Genomic DNA, 21,266 nt, shown 5'->3' on the forward strand with positions numbered 1-21,266 from the left:
TCTCAAGCAGGGTTCGCTTGCGGATAGCCCCCTCCACCATGCTTCGCATGGTCCCCCTCCCCGTGCCGGGGAGGATTTTGCCTCGCGTGCCGTTCGGCTCGCGGGGTTGGCGGGGCTGGTGTTCGGGTGGAGTCCGGAGACCTTCTGGAACGCCACGCCGGCTGAGCTGGCGGCGCTGGCTGGGGCTGCGCGGGGCGAGGGTGCCGAGCCGCCGGGGGCGGCGGAGATCGCGCGGTTGAAGGAGCTTTTTCCCGATGGATGAAGAGATCGAGCGGCTGGTGGTGAGCGTGCGCGCCGATACGCGGAGCTTTGCGCGCGATGTGGCGGAAATGCGCGGCAGCCTGGAAGGGCCGTTGGAGGCCGGGGTGGATCGAGCCGGGCGCGCGATCGAGACCGCGCTGGGGCGGGCGGTGCGGACCGGCAAGCTGGGGTTCGAGGATCTGCGCGGCGTGGCGCTGGGGGTGATCGGGGAGATCGCCTCGAGCGCGCTGCGCGGGGGACTGAACGAAGTGCTGGGCGGATCGGGCGGCGGGCTGGTCGGGCTGATCGGGTCGCTGTTCGGCGGGGCGCCAGGGCGGGCGACCGGCGGGCCGGTGAGCCCGGGGCGGCCTTACTGGGTGGGCGAGCGCGGGCCTGAGCTGTTTGTGCCGACGTCGGCGGGACAGGTTGCGGCGAGCCTGCCGGGAGGGGCGCGCGAAGTGCGGGTGTCGATCACGGTGAACGCAGCAGGCAGCGAGGCGCCGCGGGCGCTGGCGCAGTCGAGCCGACAGGTGGCGCGGGCAGTGCGGGCGGCTCTGGCGGCAGAATAGGTCCGTCCGTTTTTCCGGGGAGGGGGGGATATGGGCTGGTGGCTTTGTGGCGAGCGGCGGGGGCAGGCTGCCGGGTTCGTCTCGCGGTTCGATCCGGCATATTGGACCGTGGACTTTCCGCGGCCGATGATGGCGAGCGTGGTGACCACCGCGCCCGACGCGCTGCGGGTTGATGCGGTGTTTCTGCGGCAGAACGACCTGGCGGGGCTGATCTGGGCGTCGGCGGACACGCACGACCATCCGCTGCTGCGCTATGAGACGCGGCGGGATTACCGCGATTGCCGGTTGCGGTTTCGCTGGCGCTCTGCCGGGGTGTTGCCGCTGGACGCGATCAACGGCCCGGTGCTGACGATCGAGGGGCGCGATGCAGAAGGCAATGCGCGTGCCTGGTATGTGCGGTTGTGGAACTATGCGACCGGCACGCCGGAAGATGCCGAGGTGAGGATCGACTTTGCGCAGCTGGTTGGTGGCTTCACCCTGCCCGAGGAGGCGGACCCGGTCTGGGCGGGCGATGTCGAGCGGATGTTCGTGTCTCTGGTGGCGCCGGGGTTCATGGATGCGGACACGGACGCGCCGCTGCCGGCGGCGGTAGAGGGCTGGGTCGAGCTGAGCGGCATCGCCGGTGAGGGGCCGGGTTCGGTGCTGGCGATCGGCGATGTGGTGGTGCCCGAGCATGGGCTGGGCATCGCCAATGGCTATGACGACAGCTACCACCTGACGCCGCAGCGGGTGCTGCGCAACATGGTGCAGCTGGGGTATCGCGGCGACATCCTACATTATGTGGGGATGAGCCATTATTTCCGGCTCGAGGCGCTGTACGGCGGCTATTATGTGTCGCTGGGCGCGAGCGCGCTGAATGTGGCGTGCGCGGCCTGGCATCGCGACTTTGCGGCGCGCGCCAAGGCGCTGGGCTTCGGCGTGATCTGGTCGCTGTCCTACGAGCTGCTCGACCAGCATTGCTGGAACGACTGGAAACAGCGCGCGGTCGATGGATCGGCAGGGCTGACGGGCTGGGATCCGCCATCGGCATTGCTGTCGCCGGCCAATGGATCGGCAATGGCGTATCTGCGCACGGTGGCGCTGGATTTCGTCGGGATCGCGCGGGGCGCCGGGCTGGCGGTCAAGTTCCAGGTGGGTGAGCCCTGGTGGTGGGCGATGCCGGACGGGAGTTTGTGCATCCATGATCCTGCCGCAGTGGCGGCGCTCGCAGCGGCGGTGGATGTGTCGACGGCGGCGGGGAAGCTGCTGGCGGATTCGACGCTGGCGCTGCGTGATGCGGTGAAGGCGGCGGCGCCCGGCGCGGTGGTGATGCTGCTTGCCTATCTGCCGACGGTGACGGCGAGCGCGGATGCTGTCGCGGCGAACCTGCCGGTCGGCTGGGCGCGTCCAGCCTTCGATGTGCTCCAGCTGGAGGATTATGACTGGGCGGCGGCGGGGCTGTCGGCGGCGAGCGACGAGGGCGTGGGGCTTGCGGAGGCGCGGCTCGGTTATCCTGTGGATGAACAGCATTACCTCGCCGGCTTCGTGCTGCGGGCAGCGGACAAGGGGCAGTGGCGGCCGATCGCGGAAGCCGCGGCGCGGGGACGGCGGCGCGGAGTTGCCGCAACCTATGTCTGGGCACTGCCACAGGTGCTGCGCGACGGCTTCGTGCATTGGGAGGGGGAGGAAGAGGTGCAGTCATTCGACGATGTGCAGTTCCCGCTGGCGCTGGGGCGCGAGGCGGAAGTGGCGCCGGAAGTGTCCACCGCCATCGTGACGAGTGCGGGCGGACAGGAAGCGCGCAATGCCGATTGGGCGGAGGCGCGGACTTGCTATGACGTCGGGCCGGGTGTGCGCTCGGAGGCCGACATCGCCGCGCTGCTGGGGTTCTTTCGGGCGCGGATGGGGCCGGCGCGCGGCTTCCGATTGCGCGATCCGTTCGACTGGCGGGGCTTGGGCGAGCTGCTGAGCGAAGGCGATGGCGCGGCGCGGCAGTTCCAGCTGGTCAGGCGCTATGGCGAAGTGGTGCGGCGCATCACGCGGCCCGAGGCCGGCACGGTGCGCGTCTATCTGGACGGCGTGGAGACGCGGGACTTTGTGCTCGGCGAAGGCGGCAGCGTGACGCTGGCGGCGGCGCCGGGGGCGGGCGTGGTGGTGAGCGCGAGCTTTGCGTTCGACGTGCCGGTGCGCTTTGCCGAGGATCGGCTGCAGGTCAGCCGGGCGACGTTCCTGGCCGGCGCGGCGGCGTCGGTGCCGCTGGTGGAGATACGCGAATGAGCGCGGCGCTGACCACGATCGCGCTGTGCTGGCGGCTGGAGCGGCGCGACGGGATAACGATCGGGCTGACCGCGCATGACCGCGACCTCCTGATCGACGGGCTCGTCTATCGCGCGGCACCGGGCATGACGCCGAGTGCGATCAGCCGCAGCGCCAGCCTGGAAGCTGACAGCATGGATGTGACCGGCGCGCTGACCAGCAGTGCGATCGGCGAGGCGGACTTGCTCGCCGGGCGCTGGGACGGGGCGCGAGTGGTGCTGTTCGCGACCGACTGGACCGCGCCCGATGCGGGCCTGCCGCTGGGCGAAGGCGTGATCGGCGCGGTGGAAACGCGCGGGGGCATGCTGACCGCTGAGCTGCGCGGCGCGGCGGCGCGGCTGGAGCGGGCGGTGGTGGAGGAAACCTCGCCCGATTGCCGAGCAATGCTGGGCGACAAGCGCTGCCGCGTGGCGATGGCAGGGCGGCGGCAGTTTGCGCGGGTGGTGGCAATCGAGGGCGCAGTGGTGACGCTGGATGCAGTTGAGCCGGTGGCCAATGCCTATGGCGGCGGGGTGTTGCGGTGGTTTGGCGGCGCCAATGGGGGGCTGGAGGATGCGGTGGCGCTGTCGGAGGGCGCGCGCGTGACGCTGCTGGCGCCGCCGCGCTTTGCCGGGGCGGGTGCCTTGGTCGAGCTGATCGAGGGGTGCGACAAGACGCTGGCGACCTGTGCGGGGCGGTTCGGGAACGCGGTGAACTTCCGTGGCGAACCGTATCTGCCGGGCATCGACCTGCTGACGCGTTATCCCGGCGCATGACCCCGCTGGCGCGGGCGCGTGAGGCGCTGGGGACGCGGTTCCGGCTGCACGGGCGCGGCGGGGCCGATGGGATCGACTGTGTCGGGCTGGCGGGGCTGGCCTATGGCTGCGGCGTGCCAAGCGGATACCGGTGGCGCAGCGGCGACGCGGCCCAGGTGGCGCTGGCAGTGGAGGCGGCGGGGCTGGTGCGGGTGGCGGACGCACGTGTCGGCGACTTGCTGCTGGTGCGCAGCGGGCCCGGGCAGCTGCACCTGGCGATCGCAAGCGAAGATGGGGTGATCCACGCCGATGCGGCGCTGCGCCGCGTGGTGGAGCGGCCGGGGCCGGTGCCCTGGCCAGTGGTGGCGCGCTGGCGCCGGGAGGAGAACTGACATGGCGACCGTGGTGCTGAGTGTCGCCGGCGCGTTTTTCGGCGGGCCGATCGGGGCGGCGATCGGCGGCGTGGCGGGCGCGGCGTTCGACCGCGAAGTGCTGTTCAAGCCGGCCGGGCGCCAGGGGCCGCGCCTGCAGGAATTGCGGGTGCAGACATCCTCTTATGGCACGCAGATCCCCAAGCTGTTCGGGACGATGCGAGTGGCGGGATCGGTCATCTGGGCGACCGACCTGATCGAGAGCCGCGTCACGGAAGGTGGCAAGGGGCGGCCGGACATGACGCGCTACAGCTATTCCGCGTCGTTTGCCGTGGCGCTGTCGGCGCGGCCAATCCTGGCGGTGCGGCGGATATGGGCGGACGGCAAGCTGTTGCGCGGGGCGGCCGGCGACCTGAAGAGCGAGGGCGGGTTCCGGCTGCATCTGGGCGGCGAGGACCAGGCGCCCGATCCGCTGATCGCCGCGGCGGAGGGCGCGGGGCTGGCGCCGGCGCATCGCGGCATCGCCTATGCCGTGTTCGAGGACCTGGCGCTGGCGGAGTATGGCAACCGTATCCCCTCGCTGAGTTTCGAAGTGGTGGCGGATGCCGGGCCGGTGGAGGCAGGCGCCATTTTCGCGGGGCTCAGCGAAGGCGAAATCGCTGCCGAGCCGAGCGTGGCGCTGACCGGCTTTGCCGCGTCGGGGGCAAGCGTGCGCGTGGTGGGGGAGACGTTGGCCGGGGCCGCGGGCGGCTGGTTCGAGGCGGATGGCGACACGCTGGTGCTGCGCAGCGGCGCGGGAGCTGCGGTGCCGCTCGCGGATGCGGGCACTGCCACCCCCGGCAAAAAGGGTGCACGCGGCGTGCGGGCGATCGGATCGGGCGAGGCGGTGCCCGGCGTGCTGACGCTGACTTATTATGATCCGGCGCGCGATTATCAGGCCGGGGTGCAGCGGGCTGCGCGGCCGGGCGGTGGTGGGCGTGAGGCGCGGATGGAGCTGGCGGCGGCGATCGATGCCAGCGCGGCCAAGGCGCTGGCTGGCGCGGCGCTGGCGCGGGCTGGGCTGGAGCGAAGGCGGCGCACGCTGGCGCTGCCTTGGACGGCTTTGGCGGTACAGCCGGGTGCACGGGTGCAGATCGCGGGGGAAGAGGGGCTGTGGCGCGTCGAGCGCTGGATGCTGGAGGCGATGGTGCTGACGCTGGAATGCGTGCCGGCGGCGCCGCCTCCGCCGGTGCAGGCGGCGAGCCCCGGGCGGATGCTGGGCGCGCCCGACCTGCGGCTGGGGCGAACGGTGGTGCATGCGTTCGAGCTGCCGCTGATCGGCGACGCGCTGCCGCATGTGCCGCAGCTGGCGATCGCGGCGGCCGGCACCGAGCCGGGGTGGCGCGGGGCGGCGCTGTTGTGGAGCGGCGATGGCGGGGCGAGCTGGACGAGCGCGGGGGCGAGCGCGCGCCCGGCGGTGCTGGGGCGGGTGGTGACGCCGCCGGGTGTCGGGCCTGCGGGGTTCGAGGACGGGCGCAGCGTGCTGGTGGTCGAGCTGGCGCATGGGGACATGATGCTGGGGGACGCCGATGCGGCGGCGCTGCATGCCGGTACGAACCTGGCGATGGTGGGCGACGAGCTGCTCCAGTTTGGCCGGGCAGTCCGCCTGGGCGAGCGGCGCTGGCGCCTGTCGCGACTGTGGCGGGGGCGGAGGGGGACCGAGGCGGCGATTGGCGGCCAGGCGGCAGGGGACCGCTTCGTGCTGGTGACGCGCGACACGCTGGCGTTCGCCGAGCTGCCGCTGGGTTTGTCGGAGGTGCGGGTGCTTGCCAAGGGAGCCGGCGACCCGGCGGAAGTGGAAGCACAGGCTCGGGTCGCGGGCGCGGCGTTGGTGCCGCCCCCGCCCGTGCATCTGCGCAGCGCGTGGGCCGCGGACGGAACGCTGGCCGTGACTTGGGTGCGCCGCAGCAGGAGCGGGTGGGACTGGATCGACGGCGTCGATGCGCCGCTGGGCGAAGAGGCCGAGCGCTACCGGGTCACGGTGCAGCGGCCCGCGGGGCCGCCGCGCGTGCTGGAGGTCGCCGAGCCGCGGCTGGTGCTGGCGGCGGAGGATGCGCCCGGCGCCGTAGTGCGGGTGCAGCAGGTGGGCGCGCGGGGCCTGTCCCGCGCGGCTGAACTGCGAGTGAGACAAGGGGAAGAGGCATGAGCGAGGATGCAACGCCGCGAATGGGGCTGCCGATGCTGGTGGCCGGGCAGGCGCAGAAGGAGATGACGCATAATGAAGCGCTACTGCTGATCGACGCGCTGGTGAGCGGCGCGGTGGTGCAGGTTGGCCTCGACTCGCCGCCTGAGGCCGCTGACGATGGCGCGTGCTGGATCGTCGGGGCGATGCCGACAGGGATCTGGCAGGGGCAGGCGAACGCAGTTGCAATATCGACCGCCGGCGGCTGGCGCTTCGTACCGCCACGGGAGGGCATGCGGCTTTGGGCAGGTGTCGGCGCAGGGTTCGTGCTGTTCCGCAACGGCGAATGGCGCGTGGGCGAGGCGCACGGCAAAGTTTTTGTCGAGGGTACACAAGTGGTTGGCAAAAGACTGCCGCCGGTGGTGGAACCACTGGGTGGGGTAGTGGTTGATGGGCAAGCGCGGGCCGCAATCGTTGCGGTACTGGAAGCATTGCGTGTGCACGGTCTGATAGCCTCAGACGAACTGTGACGATGATGCAACAGTCCCCGGATTTGTGCGCTTGCGTGGATACATTCGTTTCGGTACTGAGTTTGTCGCTGTCCGTAGTGACAATCGAGAAAGGGGTTTTAATATGCGGAAGCTTGCCATCACTTTGGCGCTCGCGACCACCGCGCTGAGCACGCCCGCCCTTGCACGCGAAGATGCGTGGTATGTGGGCATCGAAGGCGGCGCGATGATCGTCGAAGACATCGACTGGAATGTCGGTTCTGTCGAAGACGCGCTGACGGTCGACCATAACTATGGTTACGACGTGGACGCAACGGTCGGTTACGACCTGGGCGTGTTCCGTCTGGAAGCCGAAGTCGGCTACAAGTCGGCTACCGTTGACGGTCTGACCTCGTCGGTCGGCCTGCCCGGCGCAGCTGCTGGCAGCTATGACTATGCCGGTGGCCGCACCACGGCGCTGAGCTTCATGGTCAACGGCCTGTGGGACTTCGGTGATGATGACGGCGTCCAGGGCTTCGTTGGCCCCGGTATCGGTATCGCCCGCATCAAGTCGCGCCTGGCGCTGAACTCGGCTTCGGACATCGTCGATGACTCCGACACGGTTGTTGCATGGCAGGCGATTGCGGGCGTCCGCGCACCGATCTCCGACAATGTCGACGTGTCGCTGAAGTATCGCTTCTTCAACGCACCTGGCGTCGACCTCGTCGCTGCCAACGGCGCAGAAGTCAGCGGCCGCTTCCGTTCGCACTCGATCCTGGGTGGTCTGACCTTCAACTTCGGCGCACCGGCTGAGCCGCTTCCGGAGCCCGCTCCGGCTCCTGCTCCCGAGTACACCCCGCCACCCGCTCCGGAGCCCGTCGCTCCGGTCGTGGTCTGCACGCCTGGGCCGTACATCGTGTTCTTCGACTGGGATAAGTCGGACATCACGCCGGAAGCTTCGAGCATCCTCGACAATGCGATCAGCAACTACCAGAACTGCGCGAACACTCGCGTCGTCCTGGCAGGCCACGCTGACCGTTCGGGTTCGGCCAGCTACAACGTTGGTCTGTCCCAGCGTCGCGCTGACTCGGTCAAGGGCTACCTCACCGGCCGTGGCATCTCCGACGGTGTCATCTCGACCGAAGCGTTCGGTGAAAGCCGTCCGCGCGTCGACACCGCCGATGGCGTCCGCGAGCTCCAGAACCGCCGCGTGGAAATCACTTACGGTCCCGGCTCGGGCATGTAAGCCACGCTGGTCCTCTGGATCAGAAGAATTGGGGAGGCCGGGCAACCGGTCTCCCTTTTTCTTTGTCTGCAGTCAGATGGTCCACACATCTTGTGCGTATCAGGCGCGCCGCTAGTCTCTGGTGATGCGGCAGACGAATGCAGAAGGATTGCAGCTGGAGCGGGACGGCGCCGTACTCCACCGTGCAGCCGTTGCTGGACACATCGCCGAACTCGAACAACTGCTAAGCGACTACGCCTCCGATAGAGCCGGAACGCGCATACAGGATCATCCCGCGCTGTCAGTGGTGCTGGAGCAGGCGGTGGGCGGACGGATCGCGCACCATCTGGGCAGCGCGGCAAAGCCGGTTCGAGCGATCCTGTTCAACAAGACCGCGGACACCAACTGGAGCCTGGGCTGGCATCAGGACCGGACGATTGCCGTGCGCCACCGTGCAGTGGTGCCAGGCTTCGGCCCGTGGACGGTCAAGCAGGGAATGCTCCATGTGGCGCCACCCTTTGCACTGCTCGCGGGCATGCTGACCGTCCGCATCCACCTGGACCCGGTCGACGAAGGCAATGCGCCGCTGCTGATCGCGCCGGGCTCGCATCGCCAGCAGGTGGCGGAAGCCGATATAGACGAGGTCGTGCGCGCCTGCGGAACCGCGGCATGCCTGGCGGCGCAGGGCGACGTCTGGATCTATGCCACGCCGATCCTTCACGCGTCGCAGGCGGCAGCGTGCCCGCGTAGGCGGCGAGTGCTGCAGGTGGATTATGCCGGAGCGGGACTGCCGGGCGAGCTGGAGTGGCTGGGGGTGTGATGCTGCGGCTGCGCGTTGCTCTTTGGCCGCACAGACCGATTAGGTTCCGGTAGTAGGTGCTCGGGGCGGGGATCTCGTGCTGTGTCGCGCATCGTGTCCGATAGGACTGAGCTTTGATGAATTGCGCTGGATAGTGCGGTCGGCACTCGCGATCTGACGGCAACTGCGCCCCGGCCTTCGTCGGGGAACTGGTCGCGGCCAGAGGAGCGCAGGATCAGCGAGCCTTTATCGGCGTACATGGGCCTGGGCTGACGCCACTATCGTCTAAGCCCGCACGCCTGGTGCGTTGCGGTAGGCGCCAGATCCGATGGTGTAGCTAAGCTCCCGACGGCTCTGCTGCCACCGCCTCCGCCAGCCACGCTGGCAGCAGCGCATCGCCCAGCGCCTCCACGCGGCGCAGCTCCACCATCAGCCCCAGCTCCGGGTACACCGCGCGGGTGCGGTCGCTTGCCTCCCCTAGCGGCACCACCACCAGGCGGCGGTTGACCTTGGCGCGGTAGTGCATGCGGGCGGTGTTCTCCTGCCCGACATAGCATCCCTTGGTATAACTCACCCCGTTCAGCGGTTCGGCGTTGCATTCCAGCCACAGCGTCTTGTCCCGGCCGAGCTCGGCTGCCCCTTCGGTGACGCCGAGCGACAGGCGGTGCGCGTGCCAGTCGAGCGCCGGTTCGCCTACCGCTTCGCCCAGCCAGCGATGACCAAGCGCGGGCAGCCGGGGATCCGGCACTCCCTGCGCGCCATCCCGCGACCAATGCACCCCGCCATCGACCGGCTCGATCACAATGGGCCGGCGCAGGCGGTAGATCGTCAGCCGCCGCGCCAGCGCCTCGCGCTGCGCCGCCTCGCAATCGACCAGCACCGCGTCGCCATCCTCCCACAGGATGAAGTCGAACAGCGCCTTGCCCTGCGGCGTCAGCAGCCCGGCCCATTGCGGCTGCCCAGGCGCCACCCGCGCCAGATCCTGCGTCAGCAATACTTGCAGGAAACCACGGACATCCTCGCCCGAGATGCGGAGAAGCGCGCGGTCGGCAAGCCAAGTGCCGGGGCTGGTTTCGGTCATGACGAACAGGTAGGAGGCGGCGGGCGCGGAAAGAAGAGGCGAGCATGGCAGAGATCGACTTGAAGCTGACGGGCGGGCGGGTGCATCTGCCGGGCGGACCGGCGGAGGTGGATGTCGGCGTCGCCCGCGGGCGCATCGTCGCGATCGGCAAGCTCGGTGACGCAGGCGCCACGGTGGACTGCACCGGGCTCGACATCCTGCCCGGCGTGATCGACAGCCAAGTGCACTTTCGCGAGCCGGGGCTCGAGGCCAAGGAAGACCTGGAGAGCGGCAGCCGTGCCGCGGTGCTGGGCGGTGTCACCGCCGTGTTCGAAATGCCGAACACCAAGCCCAACACCGACAGCGCCGACGCAATCAATGACAAGCTGAACCGCGCCAAGGGGCGGATGTGGTGCGACCACGCTTTCTATGTCGGCGCGACCAACCATAACGCCGCCGCCCTGGCCGAGCTGGAGCGCTTGCCGGGCACCGCCGGCGTCAAGATTTTCATGGGCGCCTCGACCGGCGACCTGCTGGTGTCGGACGATGACAATCTCGCCCGCGTGCTCGCATCGGGCAAGCGCCGCGTGGCGATCCATGCCGAGGACGAAGCGCGGATGAACGCGCGCGCGGGCGAACGGATCGAGGGCGATCCGCGCTCGCACCCCGTCTGGCGCGACGACGAAAGCGCGTTGCTCGCCACTCAGCGTATCCTGCGGCTGGCGCGCGCGGCCAAGCGGCGCATCCACGTGCTGCACGTGACCACGCCGGCCGAACTGGCGCTGCTGGGGCAGCACAAGGACATCGCCACCTGCGAAGTCACCCCGCAGCACCTGACGCTGGCAGGCGAAGAAGCCTATCCGCGCCTGGGCACCTTTGCCCAGATGAACCCGCCGATCCGCTCTGGCGCGCACCGCGACGGGCTGTTCGAATGGCTGCGCCAGGGCGTGGTGGACGTGATGGGGTCGGACCACGCGCCGCATACGCGCGAGGAAAAGGCCAAGCCTTATCCGGCGAGCCCCAGCGGCATGCCCGGCGTGCAGACCCTGCTGCCGCTGATGCTCAACCATGTCGCCGAAGGGCGCCTGACGCTGCAGCGGCTGATCGACCTGACCAGCGCCGGGCCGCAGCGCGTGTTCGGCATCGCCGGCAAGGGGCGGATCGCCGTCGGCTACGACGCGGATTTCACCGTGGTCGACCTGAAGGCGCGCTGGAGCATCGAGGAAAGCTGGCTCGCATCGAAGTGCGGCTGGTCGCCCTTCACCGGCATGACGCTGACGGGCAAGCCGGTCGGCACCTTTATCCGCGGCGCGCAGGTGATGTGGGAAGGCACGCTGGCCGAGGCCGCAAGCGGCGAGCCGGTCCGGTTCGAGGCTGTCGAGTTCGGCTAACCGCCTCTTCCGATCGCGCCGACGCTGCCTATCTCTGGTCGAAGCGGCCGCGTGGTGCGGCCTGAGGCCAAGGCATGTCGTACACCGCGTCCAGTCGCGCTGATCGTAGCAGGGCCGCATTAGGCGCGGCGGTGCTGACCGGTGCGCTGGGGGCGGCGCTGCTCTGGGGCTTGGCGGTGCACCAGCGCGTCGCCGAATCGCCCGCGCTGTTGGTGTTCCAAGGTACCTCCCGCGCCGCCGCCGCTGGAAAAGCCTAAGCCGGTGCCGCAGCGCGTGCGCAGTGGCCGTCCCGAAGGCGAGGCCTCACCGCCCAATCTGCGCGCCGAACCCACTCAGATCGTGGCGCCGACCCCGCTGGTTCCCGTACTCATCCCACCGCCAGTGGTGGCTGCCCCGATCGCCGGCACAGGTGCGATGGCGTCGGCCGGGAGCGCCGACATCCCGGGCCCGGGCTATGGCAGCGGCGGCATCGGCCATGGCCGGGGCAGCGGCGGACAGGGGGACGGTGACGGCGGTGGCGGCGGCCGTGCCGAGACCCCGCCCGAATGGGTGCGCGGGCGCATCCGCGATTCCGATTTCCCCGATGCGCTCGCGGAAAGCGGCGCCGGCGGCACAGTCGGCGTGCGCTACACGGTCTGGACTGACGGCCGGGTGGTCGATTGCGAGATCACGCGGAGCAGCGGCAACCGCCTGCTCGATGCGACCACCTGCCGGCTGATACGCGAACGTTTCCGCTTCAAGCCATCGCGCGATCGCGAAGGCCGCCCCGTCGCGGCCGACATCGTCGAGAACCATAGCTGGCTCGTGGAGGAGCTGCCGCCGGAGCCCGCACCGCCCCCACGCCGTCGGCGCGGGCTATTCGGGCTCTAGGCGGCAAAGCTCCAGCCTAGCCCGCCGATCACCCCGACCTGCACCATCGCGATCAGCTGGAGATAGGTGGAGAAGGGCTCCTTGCGCGTCTTGTGCCGAAACCGCTGCCGCGCGAAGAACGCCGCCGGCGTGCCGCCGATCAGCGCCAGCCAAAGCAGGGTCTTCTCCAGAATCCGGCGGTCGCCGCGCACCGCGCGCTGCTTGTCATCGCGGAAGCTGAGCAAGGTCCAGAGGTTCACCAGCACCAGCAGCGTGATGCCAAGCATCAGCACCGGCGGCGACAACGCGCTCACTTGCGCGCGCGAAACGGCACCACCCGGCCTGGACCCTTGCTGAGCGCAACCGCTTCGCCCACCGCACGCGCGATCTGGTCGCGCCGGAATGGCTTGGCCAGGCGCGGGAGATTGGCGCCGACATCCTCTGGCAGCTCTGCATAGCCCGACACCAGCAGCGCGGGCAGATCGGGCCATCCAGCGCGGGCGGCATCGACCAGTTGCAGGCCGTTCATGTCCGGCATGGCGAAATCGGTCACCATTACGTCGATCCGGCTTTCGGAGAGCAGCTGAAGCGCCTGCTTGCCCGAAGTCGCCTGAATCACGCGGTGGCCGGCATCTTCCAGCATCGCCGCGGTGTTGGTCAGCACCAGCGCATCATCGTCGACGGCAAGCACCACCAGCCGGTCGCCTTGAGGGGCGGGCGGTTCCGGGGTGGCGGACGGCGCCGGATCGGCGTCGGCGGCCGCGTCGGATACCGGCAGCCAGAGTTCGGCACGCGTGCCTTCGCCCTTGCGGCTGTGCAGGACCAGTCGGCCCCCGCATTGTTCGGCAAAGCCGTGCACCATCGACAGGCCCAGTCCCGTGCCCTTGCCCACGCCCTTGGTGGTGTAGAAAGGCTCGGTCGCACGCGCGAGGGTTTCCTCGTCCATGCCGCTGCCGGTGTCGATCACTGAGAGTGCGACATAGCTCCCTGGCTTCAGCGTGCCGCCCAGTTCGACGCGCTCCTCGCGCGCGGCGATCAGCACCCGGCCCCCCTCTGGCAACGCGTCGCGCGCATTCACCACCAGATTGAGCAACGCCAGTTCCAGCTGCGCCGGGTCGGCACGCACCGATCGCAGCATCAGCGGAAATTGCGTGTCGATCCGCACCGATGTGCCGATCGTGCGCTGCAACAGGTCGGCCATGCCGCGCACCAGCGCCGCAGGATCGACAGATTCCAGCTGAAGCGCCTGCTTGCGGGCAAAGGCGAGCATGCGCTGGGTCAGCGTCGCCCCGCGCTCGGCTGCCATCATCGCATTGTCGAGGAAGCGGGTGATGTCGCCACCCTGTGCCGCGCGGCGGCGGGCAAGATCCAGGCTGCCGATGATCGCAGCCAGCAGATTGTTGAAGTCATGCGCGACGCCACCGGTCAGCTTGCCGATCGCCTCCATCTTCTGCGCCTGGAACAACGCCTCGCGGGCCTGGTCGAGCGCCAGCTGCGACTGGCGCCGCTCGGTCAGGTCGCGGGTGATCTTGGCGAAGCCGATCAGCGTGCCGGTGTTGTCGCGGACGGGATCGATGACCACGCTGGCCCAGAACTGGGTGCCGTCCTTGCGCACCCGCCAGCCTTCGGCTTCGAACCGGCCCTGGGTCCGCGCGGTTTCCAGCGCATGGGCCGGGAAGTCGATGGCGCGGTCTTCATCGGTGTAGAAGCGGGAGAAATGCTCGCCCAGTATCTCCTCGGCGCGGTACCCTTTGAAGCGCTCGGCGCCCGCATTCCAGCTGGCGACATGGCCCTGCGGGTCGAGCATGTAGATCGCGTAGTCGGTGACGCTCTGCACCAGCAGGCGGAAGCGTTCCTCGCTGCGGCGAAGCTCTTCCTCGGCGTGGCGCCGCTCGGTCAGGTCGCGGGTGACCTTGGCGAAGCCGATCAGCGTGCCTTCGGGATCGCGGATCGGATCGATGACGACATTAGCCCAGAAGTGGGTGCCATCCTTGCGCACCCGCCAGCCGGTCGCCTCGAAACGGCCCTCGCGCTCGGCGGTGGCAAGCGCATGGGCGGGGATGCCTGCGGCGCGGTCCTCATCGGTGTAGAAGCGCGAAAAGTGCTGGCCGATGATCTCGTCGGCGTCATAGCCCTTGAACCGCTGCGCCCCGGCGTTCCAGCTGACGACTTCGCCGGACAGGTCGAGCATGTAGATGGCGTAGTCGGTGACGCTCTGGACGAGCAGTTCGAACCGGCCGCTTCCGGGTTCGCCGGGCTTCAACGTCACACTCAATCTCGTCCCCATCGCCGCCGCGAAGCGCAGCTTCCGCTGACGTCGCAACCCCTTGAGGGGATTTTGGTTCCGTCAGTGCCTCAGAAGGGCAGCCAGCGCTGCTTCTCGCTGAACTTCATGTATCCGGCATTGACGCCCAGCCGCCAGCCGACGCCCAGCCGCACCGGGATCAGCACCACGTCGCCCCGGCGCATATAGCTCGCCGAGAACCCGCCCACGAAATAGGCGCGGCCTTCGCCCGCCGGGAAGCGCTTGTAGAGCTCCTGGCTGTCGTAAAGATTGTAGACCAGCACGAACACCTTGTTCGCGTCGCCGCCCACGTCGAAGCCGATCGACGGGCCGGTCCAGTACACCGGGCGCTCGCCTTCGATGCGGTGGAACATGCGGCCCGAGCCATAGCGCAGCCCCACGCCGATCGCGCCGGACGCCTCGCTGCCGGCGATATAGGCGTTGGGACGGCCCTGGTCCTTCAGGATATTTTCCAGCAGCCCGGCCAGCCCCGAAGCACCCTTGCCGAACACGCCCTCGGCCGCGCTCAACAGTTCGTCCTGTTCGAACGTGTCGGTCGCCCGCTCGCGCGCATTGGTGGCCGGCGCAGTCTGCACCGGCGGGGCATATTGCGGCTGGGGCTGGGCAGGGGGAGCGGCGGGCTCGCGGTACGGACCGTAATCGGACGGTGCCGGCCCGTCCTGGCGCACCGGCGGCGCGTCCAGGTCCGAATCGATCGCGGTGTTGGGATCGATGGTGGTCATCTGCGCCGCGGCCGGCACCGCCGACATCCCGATCAGCGCCGCCACCGCCGCCCAAGTCCATGTGCCGATACGCATAGTCTGAGTGCCCCAAGTCCCCGGAAAACCGCGCCACCATAAGGCGCAGCCGCTGACGCTACAATGAACGGGAGCCCAGCGGCACGGAATTCGCGACTTGTTGCTTCTCCCCGTTGATCCCCGGAAAAACCGCCGCTATAGCGCTCGACCTCTAGCCCCTTCCGGAGACGTGGGTGAGTGGCTGAAACCAACGCTTTGCTAAAGCGTCATACGGGAAACCGTATCGAGGGTTCGAATCCCTCCGTCTCCTCCACCTCGGCTCAGATCCCCCTGCATCGCAAACTTCCCCCACCGGGCCCCGCGCATATTCGTGGTGCAGCATTGAACCCACCGCCCGCTCGGCCTAAGTCGCGGACCTGTTAACGGTACCGTTGAAACTGGAGTTCGAGACATGGCCCTGACTGGCGAATTTTTCATTGCGGGCAAGCGCGTGAAGCGGGACGGCCCTGGCTTCAAGGCGATCGAGGCCGCGACCGGCCAGGAAATCGAACCGAGCTTCAGCAGCGCGACGACCGAAGACCTGGAAGCAGCCTGCGCCGCCGCCGAGGCCGCGTTCATTCCGTATTCCAACCTGCCGCGCGAGCAGCGCGCCGCGTTCCTCGAAGCCATGGCTTCCGAGATCGAGGCGCTTGGCGACGAGCTGGTTCAGCGCGCCATGCAGGAAAGCGGCCTGCCCCAGGCCCGCCTGACCGGTGAGCGCGGCCGCACCGCCGGCCAGCTGCGCCTGTTCGCCAAGGAACTGCGCCTGGGCGATTTCCTGCGCGTCCGCATCGATCATGCGATCCCCGACCGCGCACCGCTGCCCAAGCCCGATCTGCGCCTGCGCATGGTTCCGCTCGGCCCCGTCGCGGTGTTCGGCGCGAGCAACTTCCCGCTCGCCTTCTCGGTCGCCGGTGGTGACACCGCCGCCGCACTCGCCGCCGGCTGCCCGGTGGTGGTAAAGGGCCACAACGCCCATCCCGGCACGTCCGAAATGGTCGCCGGCGCGATCCTGCGCGCCGCCGAGCAGACCGGCATGCCTGAGGGCGTGTTCTCGCTGGTCAACGGCGTCGGCAACGAAATCGGCGGCGCGCTGGTCAGCGATCCGCGCATCAAGGCGGTTGGCTTCACCGGTTCGCGCGGCGGTGGTCTGGCGCTGATGAAGCTGGCCCAGGCCCGCCCGGTTCCGATCCCCGTCTATGCCGAGATGAGCAGCGTGAACCCGGTGTTCCTGCTTCCCGCAGCTCTGGCCGCCCGCGCCGAAGCGCTGGGCAAGGCTTATGTCGCCTCGGTGACCATGGGTGCCGGCCAGTTCTGCACCAATCCCGGCCTGGTGCTGGCGATCGAAGGACCCGATCTCAACCGCTTCGTCGAGACTGCGGCAGAGGCAATGACCGGCACCGCCGGCGCCACCATGCTGACCCCGGGCATCCACAAGGCCTATGAAAGCGGCGTCGCCAAGCTCGCCTCGGCGCCGACGCTCAAGCTGCTGGCACAGGGCCAGGAGCCGACTGGCCCCACCTGTGGCCGCGGCGCGCTGTTCACCATGACCGGCGCGGACTTCCTCGCCGATCCGAGCCATGCCGAGGAAGTGTTCGGCGCAAGCTCGCTGCTGGTGCGCTGTGCCGATGTCGAAGAGATGATCAAGGTCGTCGGCCTGCTCGAAGGGCAGCTGACCACCACGCTGCACCTGGACGACGCCGACATCGAAATCGCGCAGCGGCTGGTGCCGGTGCTGGAGCATCTGGTCGGCCGCATCCTCGCCAATGGCTGGCCCACCGGCGTCGAAGTCACCGACGCCATGGTCCATGGCGGTCCGTTCCCGGCAACGTCGGACGGCCGCAGCACCTCGGTCGGCACGCTCGCGATCGATCGCTTCCTGCGCCCGGTCTCGTACCAGGACCTGCCCGAAGCCCTACTCCCGGCCGAACTGCGCGACGGCGACAGCCTCCCGCGCCGCGTCGACGGCAAGCCCACGGTCTAAGCACCTTCCTTTCCCCTCCCTGCAAGGGAGGGGATCAAGGGGTGGGTATCAGCGGCAGCCGGAGCTCGATGCTCCGGCTGCCGCTTTCGTTTGTGCGGACGAGCGTTCGTCAGCGGGGTACCCCACCAGTTCCCCGGCGAAGGCCGGGTCCCAACCTCGGCGTCCCCCGAAACGGCATCCTGCCCTCTCGGGCACCATGGCAGCTGGGCCCCGGCCTCCGCCGGGGAACCCTGAGGGTTGATATACCCCTCGTCACCCCGGCCTTGAGCCGGGGTCCCGCTACTTGCGCCAACAGAAGAAGAAGCGGGATCCCGGCTCAAGGCCGGGATGACGGACGTGTAGAACCAATGGGCTTCGCCTAACCAGTTCCCCGGCGGAGGCCGGGGTCCAGCTTCGGCGTCCCCGGAACGGCATCCCGCCCTCGCGGCACCTTGGCAGCTGGACCCCGGCCTCCGCCGGGGAACTCTGGAGCTAAACCGAAAACGCCTCGCCCGCGTCGCCAGCCACCCCAAACCGCAGCGCAATATCATGCCGGTACGTCTCGCCCGGATCCAACCGCGCCGAAGGAAACGCCGCCTGGTTCGGGCTATCGGGAAACCGCTGCGGCTCCAGGCACAGCCCGGCATGCGCCGCATATACCCACCCGCTCGTCCCCGGCGCACCACCGGCCAGGAAATTGCCGGTGTACAGCTGCACGCCCGGCTCGGTTGAATGCACCTGCATCACCCGCCCAGACCCGGGATCGAACAGCGTTGCGATCCGGCGCAGCGCCCCCGCGCCGCCATCCAGCACGAAATTATGGTCGTACCCCGATCCGATCCGCAGCTGCTCGTCCGCAACACCGATGTCGCGGCCGATCGCGCGGGGCGTGCGGAAGTCGAATGGCGTACCCTCCACCGCGCGCAACTCGCCGGTCGGGATCTGCGTCTCGTCCACCGGCGTGAAGCGCTCAGCGGGCAGCTGAAGCATATGGTCGAGGATCGTCGCCCCGCTCGCTTCCCCGGCCAGGTTGAAATAGCCATGCGAGGTCAGATTCACGACCGTCGCCTTGTCGGTCGTCGCGCTGAGCGCGATCGACAGGCCGTCCGGTTCCAGCGTGTAGCGCACCTGCGCGCGCAGCGTGCCGGGAAAGCCGTTAAAGCCGTCCGGGCTCTCCAGCGCAAAGGTGACCGAATGCGCCTCCTGCGCCACCACCTCCCAGAACTGCTGGTCGAACCCCAGCGGCCCCGAATGCAGGCTGTTCGGCCCATCGTTGCACGCCAGCTGGTACTGCGTGCCGTCCAGCGTGAAGCGCCCGCCGCCGATGCGGTTGGCATAGCGCCCGGCCACCGCGCCATAGAAGCGCGGCGGCCCGCGATAGTCTTCCACATCCGCAAAGCCGAGCATCACATTGGCGGAAGTGCCGTCGCGGTCCGGCACCTCCAGGATGCGCAGCGCCGCGCCCAGGTTCAGGAACTGGGCGCGAAACGCGCCGCGGGTCAGCTCCACCGTCTCGATGGAGCCCCCCATCACCTGCGGCGCGGCGTCGCTCACTTCGCGCCCGGGCAGGTGGCGTTTGCCGGGTCGGACACGATGCGCACTTCGGCCAGGGAAACGGTCAGCGGCCCCGAAGCCTGCATCACGAACGGCGCGGTGACCTTGGTCAGGTCGACGCCGTTGGTCTGGAAGCACTTCAGCGCGATGTTGGCGGTGCGCCAGCTGCCGGTCTGGCCGGTGAACAGGCTGGTCGCGTCGATCGCGCCGGTGTTGGTGCCGCCTTCCATCAGAAGCTTGACCGGCCCGCTCGCGGCACGGTCGAGCTTGTAGCTGATCTGGAGCGACAGGTCCGCATTCGCCTCACGCACCAGGTCCAGATTGCCGCCGCCGATGCGCAGCGTTGCCGGGCCAGCGGGCCAGGTCAGCTGCTGCGCGCCTTCCTGGGTCTGCGGCCCGTCGACCGGACGGCGGGTGATGCGGCTGTCGGCTGCGAACGAGAATGGGGCAGGGGCCGCGCCCTTGGCGAAGAAGGTGCTGGTGTTGGCCAGCGACGGATCGATCCCCGACACTTCGCTCAGCTGCGCGACCTTGCCGCCCTTGGCATAGGTCAGGCCATAGCCCAGCGGGAACAGCGGGTTGTAGCCCGGCTTGCCCTTGTTCAGGTTGAACTGCGCCGCGGTCTTGGGCCAGCTGTACGACAGGCGTCCGGTGAAGTCGCGGCGCGGCTTGCCAGCGGCATTGCCCACCAGCACGTCGGCCACGCCCGCCCCCTCGCTGCCCGGCAGCCAGGCGGCGACGAACGCGTCGGACGCGTTCAGCTCGGGGTTCACCCACATCGGGCGGCCCGACAGGAACACCGAAACTACCGGCACGCCTGCGTTCTTGTACCGCTTCAGCAGCGCCAGCGCCTGCTTGTCGCCGGGCTGGAATTCCAGCGTGCGCACGTCGCCGCGCATCTCGGCATAGGGCTGCTCGCCGAACACCACGATCGCGACATCGGGCTGCGCAGTGAAATTGCCGTCGGGCGAATAGGTCGCGGTGCCGCCGCCGGCTTCCACGGCCTTGCGGATGCCCGAGAAGATCGTCTCGCCGTTCGGGAACACGTCGTTGCCATTGCCCTCACCCTGCCAGGTGAGCGTCCAGCCGCCGGTCTGGAGCATCATCGAATCGGCGCCGGGGCCGCTGACGAGCACCTTGGCGCTGGCCTTTACCGGCAGCACGCCGTTGTTCTTGAGCAGTACCAGCGACTTGGCCACTGCCTCGCGGGCAACCGCGCGGTGCTCGGGTGCGCCCAGCACGCCTTGCTTGCCCTCGAACGGGCGGGCCGCGTCGAACAGGCCCATCTTGGCCTTTACGCGCAGGATGCGGCGCACCGCGTCGTCGACGCGCGCCATCGGGATCGCGCCGCTGCGGACATGAGTCAGCGTCGAATCGAACAGGCCCTTCCAGCTGTCGGGCGCCATCGCCATGTCGAGCCCGGCGTTGAACGTCGCCGCGCAGTCGGTATTGGTGCAGCCGGGGACCTGGCCATGGCCGTTCCAGTCGCCGACGATGAAGCCCTGAAAGCCCATCCGCTCCTTCAGCACGTCCGTCAGCAGCGACTTGTTGCCGTGCATCTTGGCGCCGTTCCAGCTGGAGAAGGACGACATGACGGTCAGCGTGCCGGCGTTCACCGCGGGCGGATAGCCCGCGCTATGGGTCTTGATCAGCTCGGCTTCCGACACGCGGGCGTCGCCCTGGTCGATGCCGTTGAACGTGCCGCCATCGGCCAGGAAGTGCTTGGCCGACGCCGCGACGCGGCCCTTCTGGATACGGTCGCTGGTGTTCGGCTCGCCCTGAAGGCCACGGATCATCTCGCCGGCATAGCGGCGGACCAGGTTGGGATCCTCCGAATAGCCTTCATAGGTGCGGCCCCAGCGGTCGTCCTGCGGCACCGCCAGCGTCGGGCCGAACGCCCAGTCGATGCCGGCCGCGGCGGTCTCGGCGGCGGTGGCTGCGCCGATCCGGCGGATCAGCGCGGGGTCATTGGCCGCGCCCAGCCCGACATTGTGCGGGAAGATCGTCGCGCCGATGACGTTGTTGTTGCCGTGCACGGCGTCGACGCCGAACATCAGCGGGATGGGCACGTGGCCGGGGCGCTGCTCTGCCGCCACGGCGCGGAAGGCGCGGGCGGTTGCCACCCACTCGGCCTGGCCGGAGCGGTCGTCACCCGAAAGCGGCGGCGAATTGCCGCCCGCCAGGATCGATCCCAGCGGATAGCGGCGCAGGTCCTCGGGCTTGATGCTGGCGATGTCGGCCTGGATCATCTGGCCGACTTTTTCCTCCAGGCTCATCTGCGCCATCAGGTTGGACACCATCTTCTCGGTGCGCGCGTCCACCAGCCCCTGGCTCTGCGCCGCGGGCCACTTCGACGGGGTGGCTACAGTCTGTCCACCCGACAGCGCTGTCGGCGCCTGCTGCGCCAAAGCCGGCATGGCCCACAACATCGTGCTCGACAGCAACAGCTTCATTCCAGCCTGCATCACACTCTCCCTGAATAGTTT

At 69.1% G+C, this 21,266-nt stretch carries 19 protein-coding genes and 1 tRNA gene; 14 read left to right on the plus strand and 6 right to left on the minus strand.

The window, feature by feature from the left end; all coding sequences use genetic code 11:
- The 9 genes from LQ953_RS16455 to LQ953_RS13940 form a co-directional block, all read left to right on the plus strand.
- A partial coding sequence (locus LQ953_RS16455; RefSeq protein ID WP_443026584.1) for a phage tail assembly chaperone occupies positions 1–262 on the plus strand: 262 nt, incomplete at its 5' end.
- On the plus strand, positions 255–809 hold the full coding sequence (locus LQ953_RS13905) for a tail tape measure protein (protein ID WP_231031513.1): 555 nt from the start codon (positions 255–257) through the stop codon (positions 807–809). The genes LQ953_RS16455 and LQ953_RS13905, both read left to right, overlap by 8 nt.
- A gap of 30 nt (positions 810–839) precedes the next feature.
- Entirely contained in the window at positions 840–3,065 is a 2,226-nt protein-coding gene (locus LQ953_RS13910; protein ID WP_231031514.1) for a DUF2460 domain-containing protein, read from the plus strand.
- Positions 3,062–3,859: a DUF2163 domain-containing protein gene (locus LQ953_RS13915; protein ID WP_231031515.1), complete on the plus strand. Its 798-nt coding sequence runs from the start codon at positions 3,062–3,064 to the stop codon at positions 3,857–3,859. Before LQ953_RS13910 ends, LQ953_RS13915 begins: the two co-directional genes overlap by 4 nt.
- Positions 3,856–4,230 (plus strand): peptidoglycan endopeptidase, encoded by a 375-nt coding sequence (locus LQ953_RS13920; protein ID WP_231031516.1) that lies wholly within the window; start codon positions 3,856–3,858, stop codon positions 4,228–4,230. The genes LQ953_RS13915 and LQ953_RS13920 overlap by 4 nt, the downstream gene beginning before the upstream one ends.
- Before the next feature lies 1 nt (position 4,231).
- The gene (locus LQ953_RS13925; RefSeq protein WP_231031517.1) at positions 4,232–6,394 is read left to right on the plus strand and encodes a GTA baseplate fiber-binding domain-containing protein; all 2,163 of its coding nucleotides are present in this window, start codon (positions 4,232–4,234) and stop codon (positions 6,392–6,394) included.
- On the plus strand, positions 6,391–6,900 hold the full coding sequence (locus LQ953_RS13930) for a DUF2793 domain-containing protein (RefSeq protein ID WP_231031518.1): 510 nt from the start codon (positions 6,391–6,393) through the stop codon (positions 6,898–6,900). Before LQ953_RS13925 ends, LQ953_RS13930 begins: the two co-directional genes overlap by 4 nt.
- Before the next feature lie 103 nt (positions 6,901–7,003).
- Complete coding sequence (locus tag LQ953_RS13935) at positions 7,004–8,104, plus strand: OmpA family protein (protein WP_231031519.1); 1,101 nt, start codon at positions 7,004–7,006, stop codon at positions 8,102–8,104.
- Positions 8,105–8,228: 124 nt separating this feature from the next.
- The gene (locus LQ953_RS13940; RefSeq protein WP_231031520.1) at positions 8,229–8,903 is read left to right on the plus strand and encodes a phytanoyl-CoA dioxygenase family protein; all 675 of its coding nucleotides are present in this window, start codon (positions 8,229–8,231) and stop codon (positions 8,901–8,903) included.
- Between the two features lie 316 nt (positions 8,904–9,219).
- Here the strand turns inward: LQ953_RS13940 and ygfZ are convergent, their stop codons facing one another.
- Complete coding sequence (gene ygfZ / locus LQ953_RS13945) at positions 9,220–9,963, minus strand: CAF17-like 4Fe-4S cluster assembly/insertion protein YgfZ (RefSeq protein WP_231031521.1); 744 nt, start codon at positions 9,961–9,963, stop codon at positions 9,220–9,222.
- 44 nt (positions 9,964–10,007) lie between these two features.
- On the opposite strand from ygfZ, the gene LQ953_RS13950 reads away from it, so the two are divergent.
- The 3 genes from LQ953_RS13950 (at position 10,008) to LQ953_RS13960 (ending at position 12,203) form a co-directional block, all read left to right on the plus strand.
- Entirely contained in the window at positions 10,008–11,333 is a 1,326-nt protein-coding gene (locus LQ953_RS13950) for a dihydroorotase (protein WP_231031522.1), read from the plus strand.
- Positions 11,334–11,407: 74 nt separating this feature from the next.
- Positions 11,408–11,590 (plus strand): hypothetical protein, encoded by a 183-nt coding sequence (locus tag LQ953_RS13955; protein ID WP_231031523.1) that lies wholly within the window; start codon positions 11,408–11,410, stop codon positions 11,588–11,590.
- 4 nt (positions 11,591–11,594) lie between these two features.
- On the plus strand, positions 11,595–12,203 hold the full coding sequence (locus LQ953_RS13960; protein ID WP_231031524.1) for an energy transducer TonB: 609 nt from the start codon (positions 11,595–11,597) through the stop codon (positions 12,201–12,203).
- Here LQ953_RS13960 and LQ953_RS13965 read toward each other — a convergent pair.
- The 3 genes from LQ953_RS13965 to LQ953_RS13975 all read right to left on the minus strand — a co-directional run bounded on the left by LQ953_RS13965 (position 12,200) and on the right by LQ953_RS13975 (position 15,284).
- Positions 12,200–12,496 (minus strand): DUF1294 domain-containing protein, encoded by a 297-nt coding sequence (locus LQ953_RS13965; RefSeq protein WP_330999436.1) that lies wholly within the window; start codon positions 12,494–12,496, stop codon positions 12,200–12,202. The genes LQ953_RS13960 and LQ953_RS13965 overlap by 4 nt on opposite strands.
- Entirely contained in the window at positions 12,493–14,451 is a 1,959-nt protein-coding gene (locus LQ953_RS13970; protein ID WP_330999437.1) for a hybrid sensor histidine kinase/response regulator, read from the minus strand. The genes LQ953_RS13965 and LQ953_RS13970 overlap by 4 nt, the downstream gene beginning before the upstream one ends.
- Before the next feature lie 86 nt (positions 14,452–14,537).
- Positions 14,538–15,284 (minus strand): DUF1134 domain-containing protein, encoded by a 747-nt coding sequence (locus tag LQ953_RS13975; protein ID WP_231031525.1) that lies wholly within the window; start codon positions 15,282–15,284, stop codon positions 14,538–14,540.
- A gap of 163 nt (positions 15,285–15,447) precedes the next feature.
- Between LQ953_RS13975 and LQ953_RS13980 the strand changes: the two genes are divergently transcribed.
- Together LQ953_RS13980 and LQ953_RS13985 are read left to right on the plus strand one after the other, a co-directional pair.
- Positions 15,448–15,537: transfer RNA gene (locus LQ953_RS13980), tRNA-Ser, on the plus strand.
- A 138-nt stretch (positions 15,538–15,675) separates the two neighbouring features.
- Positions 15,676–17,247, plus strand: a complete 1,572-nt coding sequence (locus LQ953_RS13985; RefSeq protein ID WP_231031526.1) for an aldehyde dehydrogenase (NADP(+)) — start codon at positions 15,676–15,678, stop codon at positions 17,245–17,247.
- 471 nt (positions 17,248–17,718) lie between these two features.
- On the opposite strand, the gene LQ953_RS13990 is transcribed toward LQ953_RS13985, so the two are convergent.
- A complete protein-coding gene (locus LQ953_RS13990) occupies positions 17,719–18,780 on the minus strand; it encodes an aldose epimerase family protein (RefSeq protein WP_231031527.1) in 1,062 nt (353 codons plus the stop codon).
- Entirely contained in the window at positions 18,777–21,245 is a 2,469-nt protein-coding gene (locus LQ953_RS13995) for a glycoside hydrolase family 3 protein (RefSeq protein ID WP_231031528.1), read from the minus strand. The genes LQ953_RS13990 and LQ953_RS13995 overlap by 4 nt, the downstream gene beginning before the upstream one ends.
- Positions 21,246–21,266 lie beyond the last annotated feature (21 nt).

The sequence above is a fragment of the Sphingomonas sp. IC-56 genome (assembly GCF_021043375.1).
Classification (GTDB): Bacteria; Pseudomonadota; Alphaproteobacteria; order Sphingomonadales; family Sphingomonadaceae; genus Sphingomonas.

Bases quoted from the DNA above. Each gene is read 5' to 3' on its own strand.
- LQ953_RS13905 (WP_231031513.1), top strand. From the start codon at position 255: ATGGATGAAGAGATCGAGCGGCTGGTGGTGAGCGTGCGCGCCGATACG.
- LQ953_RS13910 (WP_231031514.1), top strand. From the start codon at position 840: ATGGGCTGGTGGCTTTGTGGCGAGCGGCGGGGGCAGGCTGCCGGGTTC.
- LQ953_RS13915 (WP_231031515.1), top strand. From the start codon at position 3,062: ATGAGCGCGGCGCTGACCACGATCGCGCTGTGCTGGCGGCTGGAGCGG.
- LQ953_RS13920 (WP_231031516.1), top strand. From the start codon at position 3,856: ATGACCCCGCTGGCGCGGGCGCGTGAGGCGCTGGGGACGCGGTTCCGG.
- LQ953_RS13925 (WP_231031517.1), top strand. From the start codon at position 4,232: ATGGCGACCGTGGTGCTGAGTGTCGCCGGCGCGTTTTTCGGCGGGCCG.
- LQ953_RS13930 (WP_231031518.1), top strand. From the start codon at position 6,391: ATGAGCGAGGATGCAACGCCGCGAATGGGGCTGCCGATGCTGGTGGCC.
- LQ953_RS13935 (WP_231031519.1), top strand. From the start codon at position 7,004: ATGCGGAAGCTTGCCATCACTTTGGCGCTCGCGACCACCGCGCTGAGC.
- LQ953_RS13940 (WP_231031520.1), top strand. From the start codon at position 8,229: ATGCGGCAGACGAATGCAGAAGGATTGCAGCTGGAGCGGGACGGCGCC.
- ygfZ (WP_231031521.1), bottom strand. From the start codon at position 9,963: ATGACCGAAACCAGCCCCGGCACTTGGCTTGCCGACCGCGCGCTTCTC.
- LQ953_RS13950 (WP_231031522.1), top strand. From the start codon at position 10,008: ATGGCAGAGATCGACTTGAAGCTGACGGGCGGGCGGGTGCATCTGCCG.
- LQ953_RS13955 (WP_231031523.1), top strand. From the start codon at position 11,408: ATGTCGTACACCGCGTCCAGTCGCGCTGATCGTAGCAGGGCCGCATTA.
- LQ953_RS13975 (WP_231031525.1), bottom strand. From the start codon at position 15,284: ATGCGTATCGGCACATGGACTTGGGCGGCGGTGGCGGCGCTGATCGGG.
- LQ953_RS13985 (WP_231031526.1), top strand. From the start codon at position 15,676: ATGGCCCTGACTGGCGAATTTTTCATTGCGGGCAAGCGCGTGAAGCGG.
- LQ953_RS13995 (WP_231031528.1), bottom strand. From the start codon at position 21,245: ATGCAGGCTGGAATGAAGCTGTTGCTGTCGAGCACGATGTTGTGGGCC.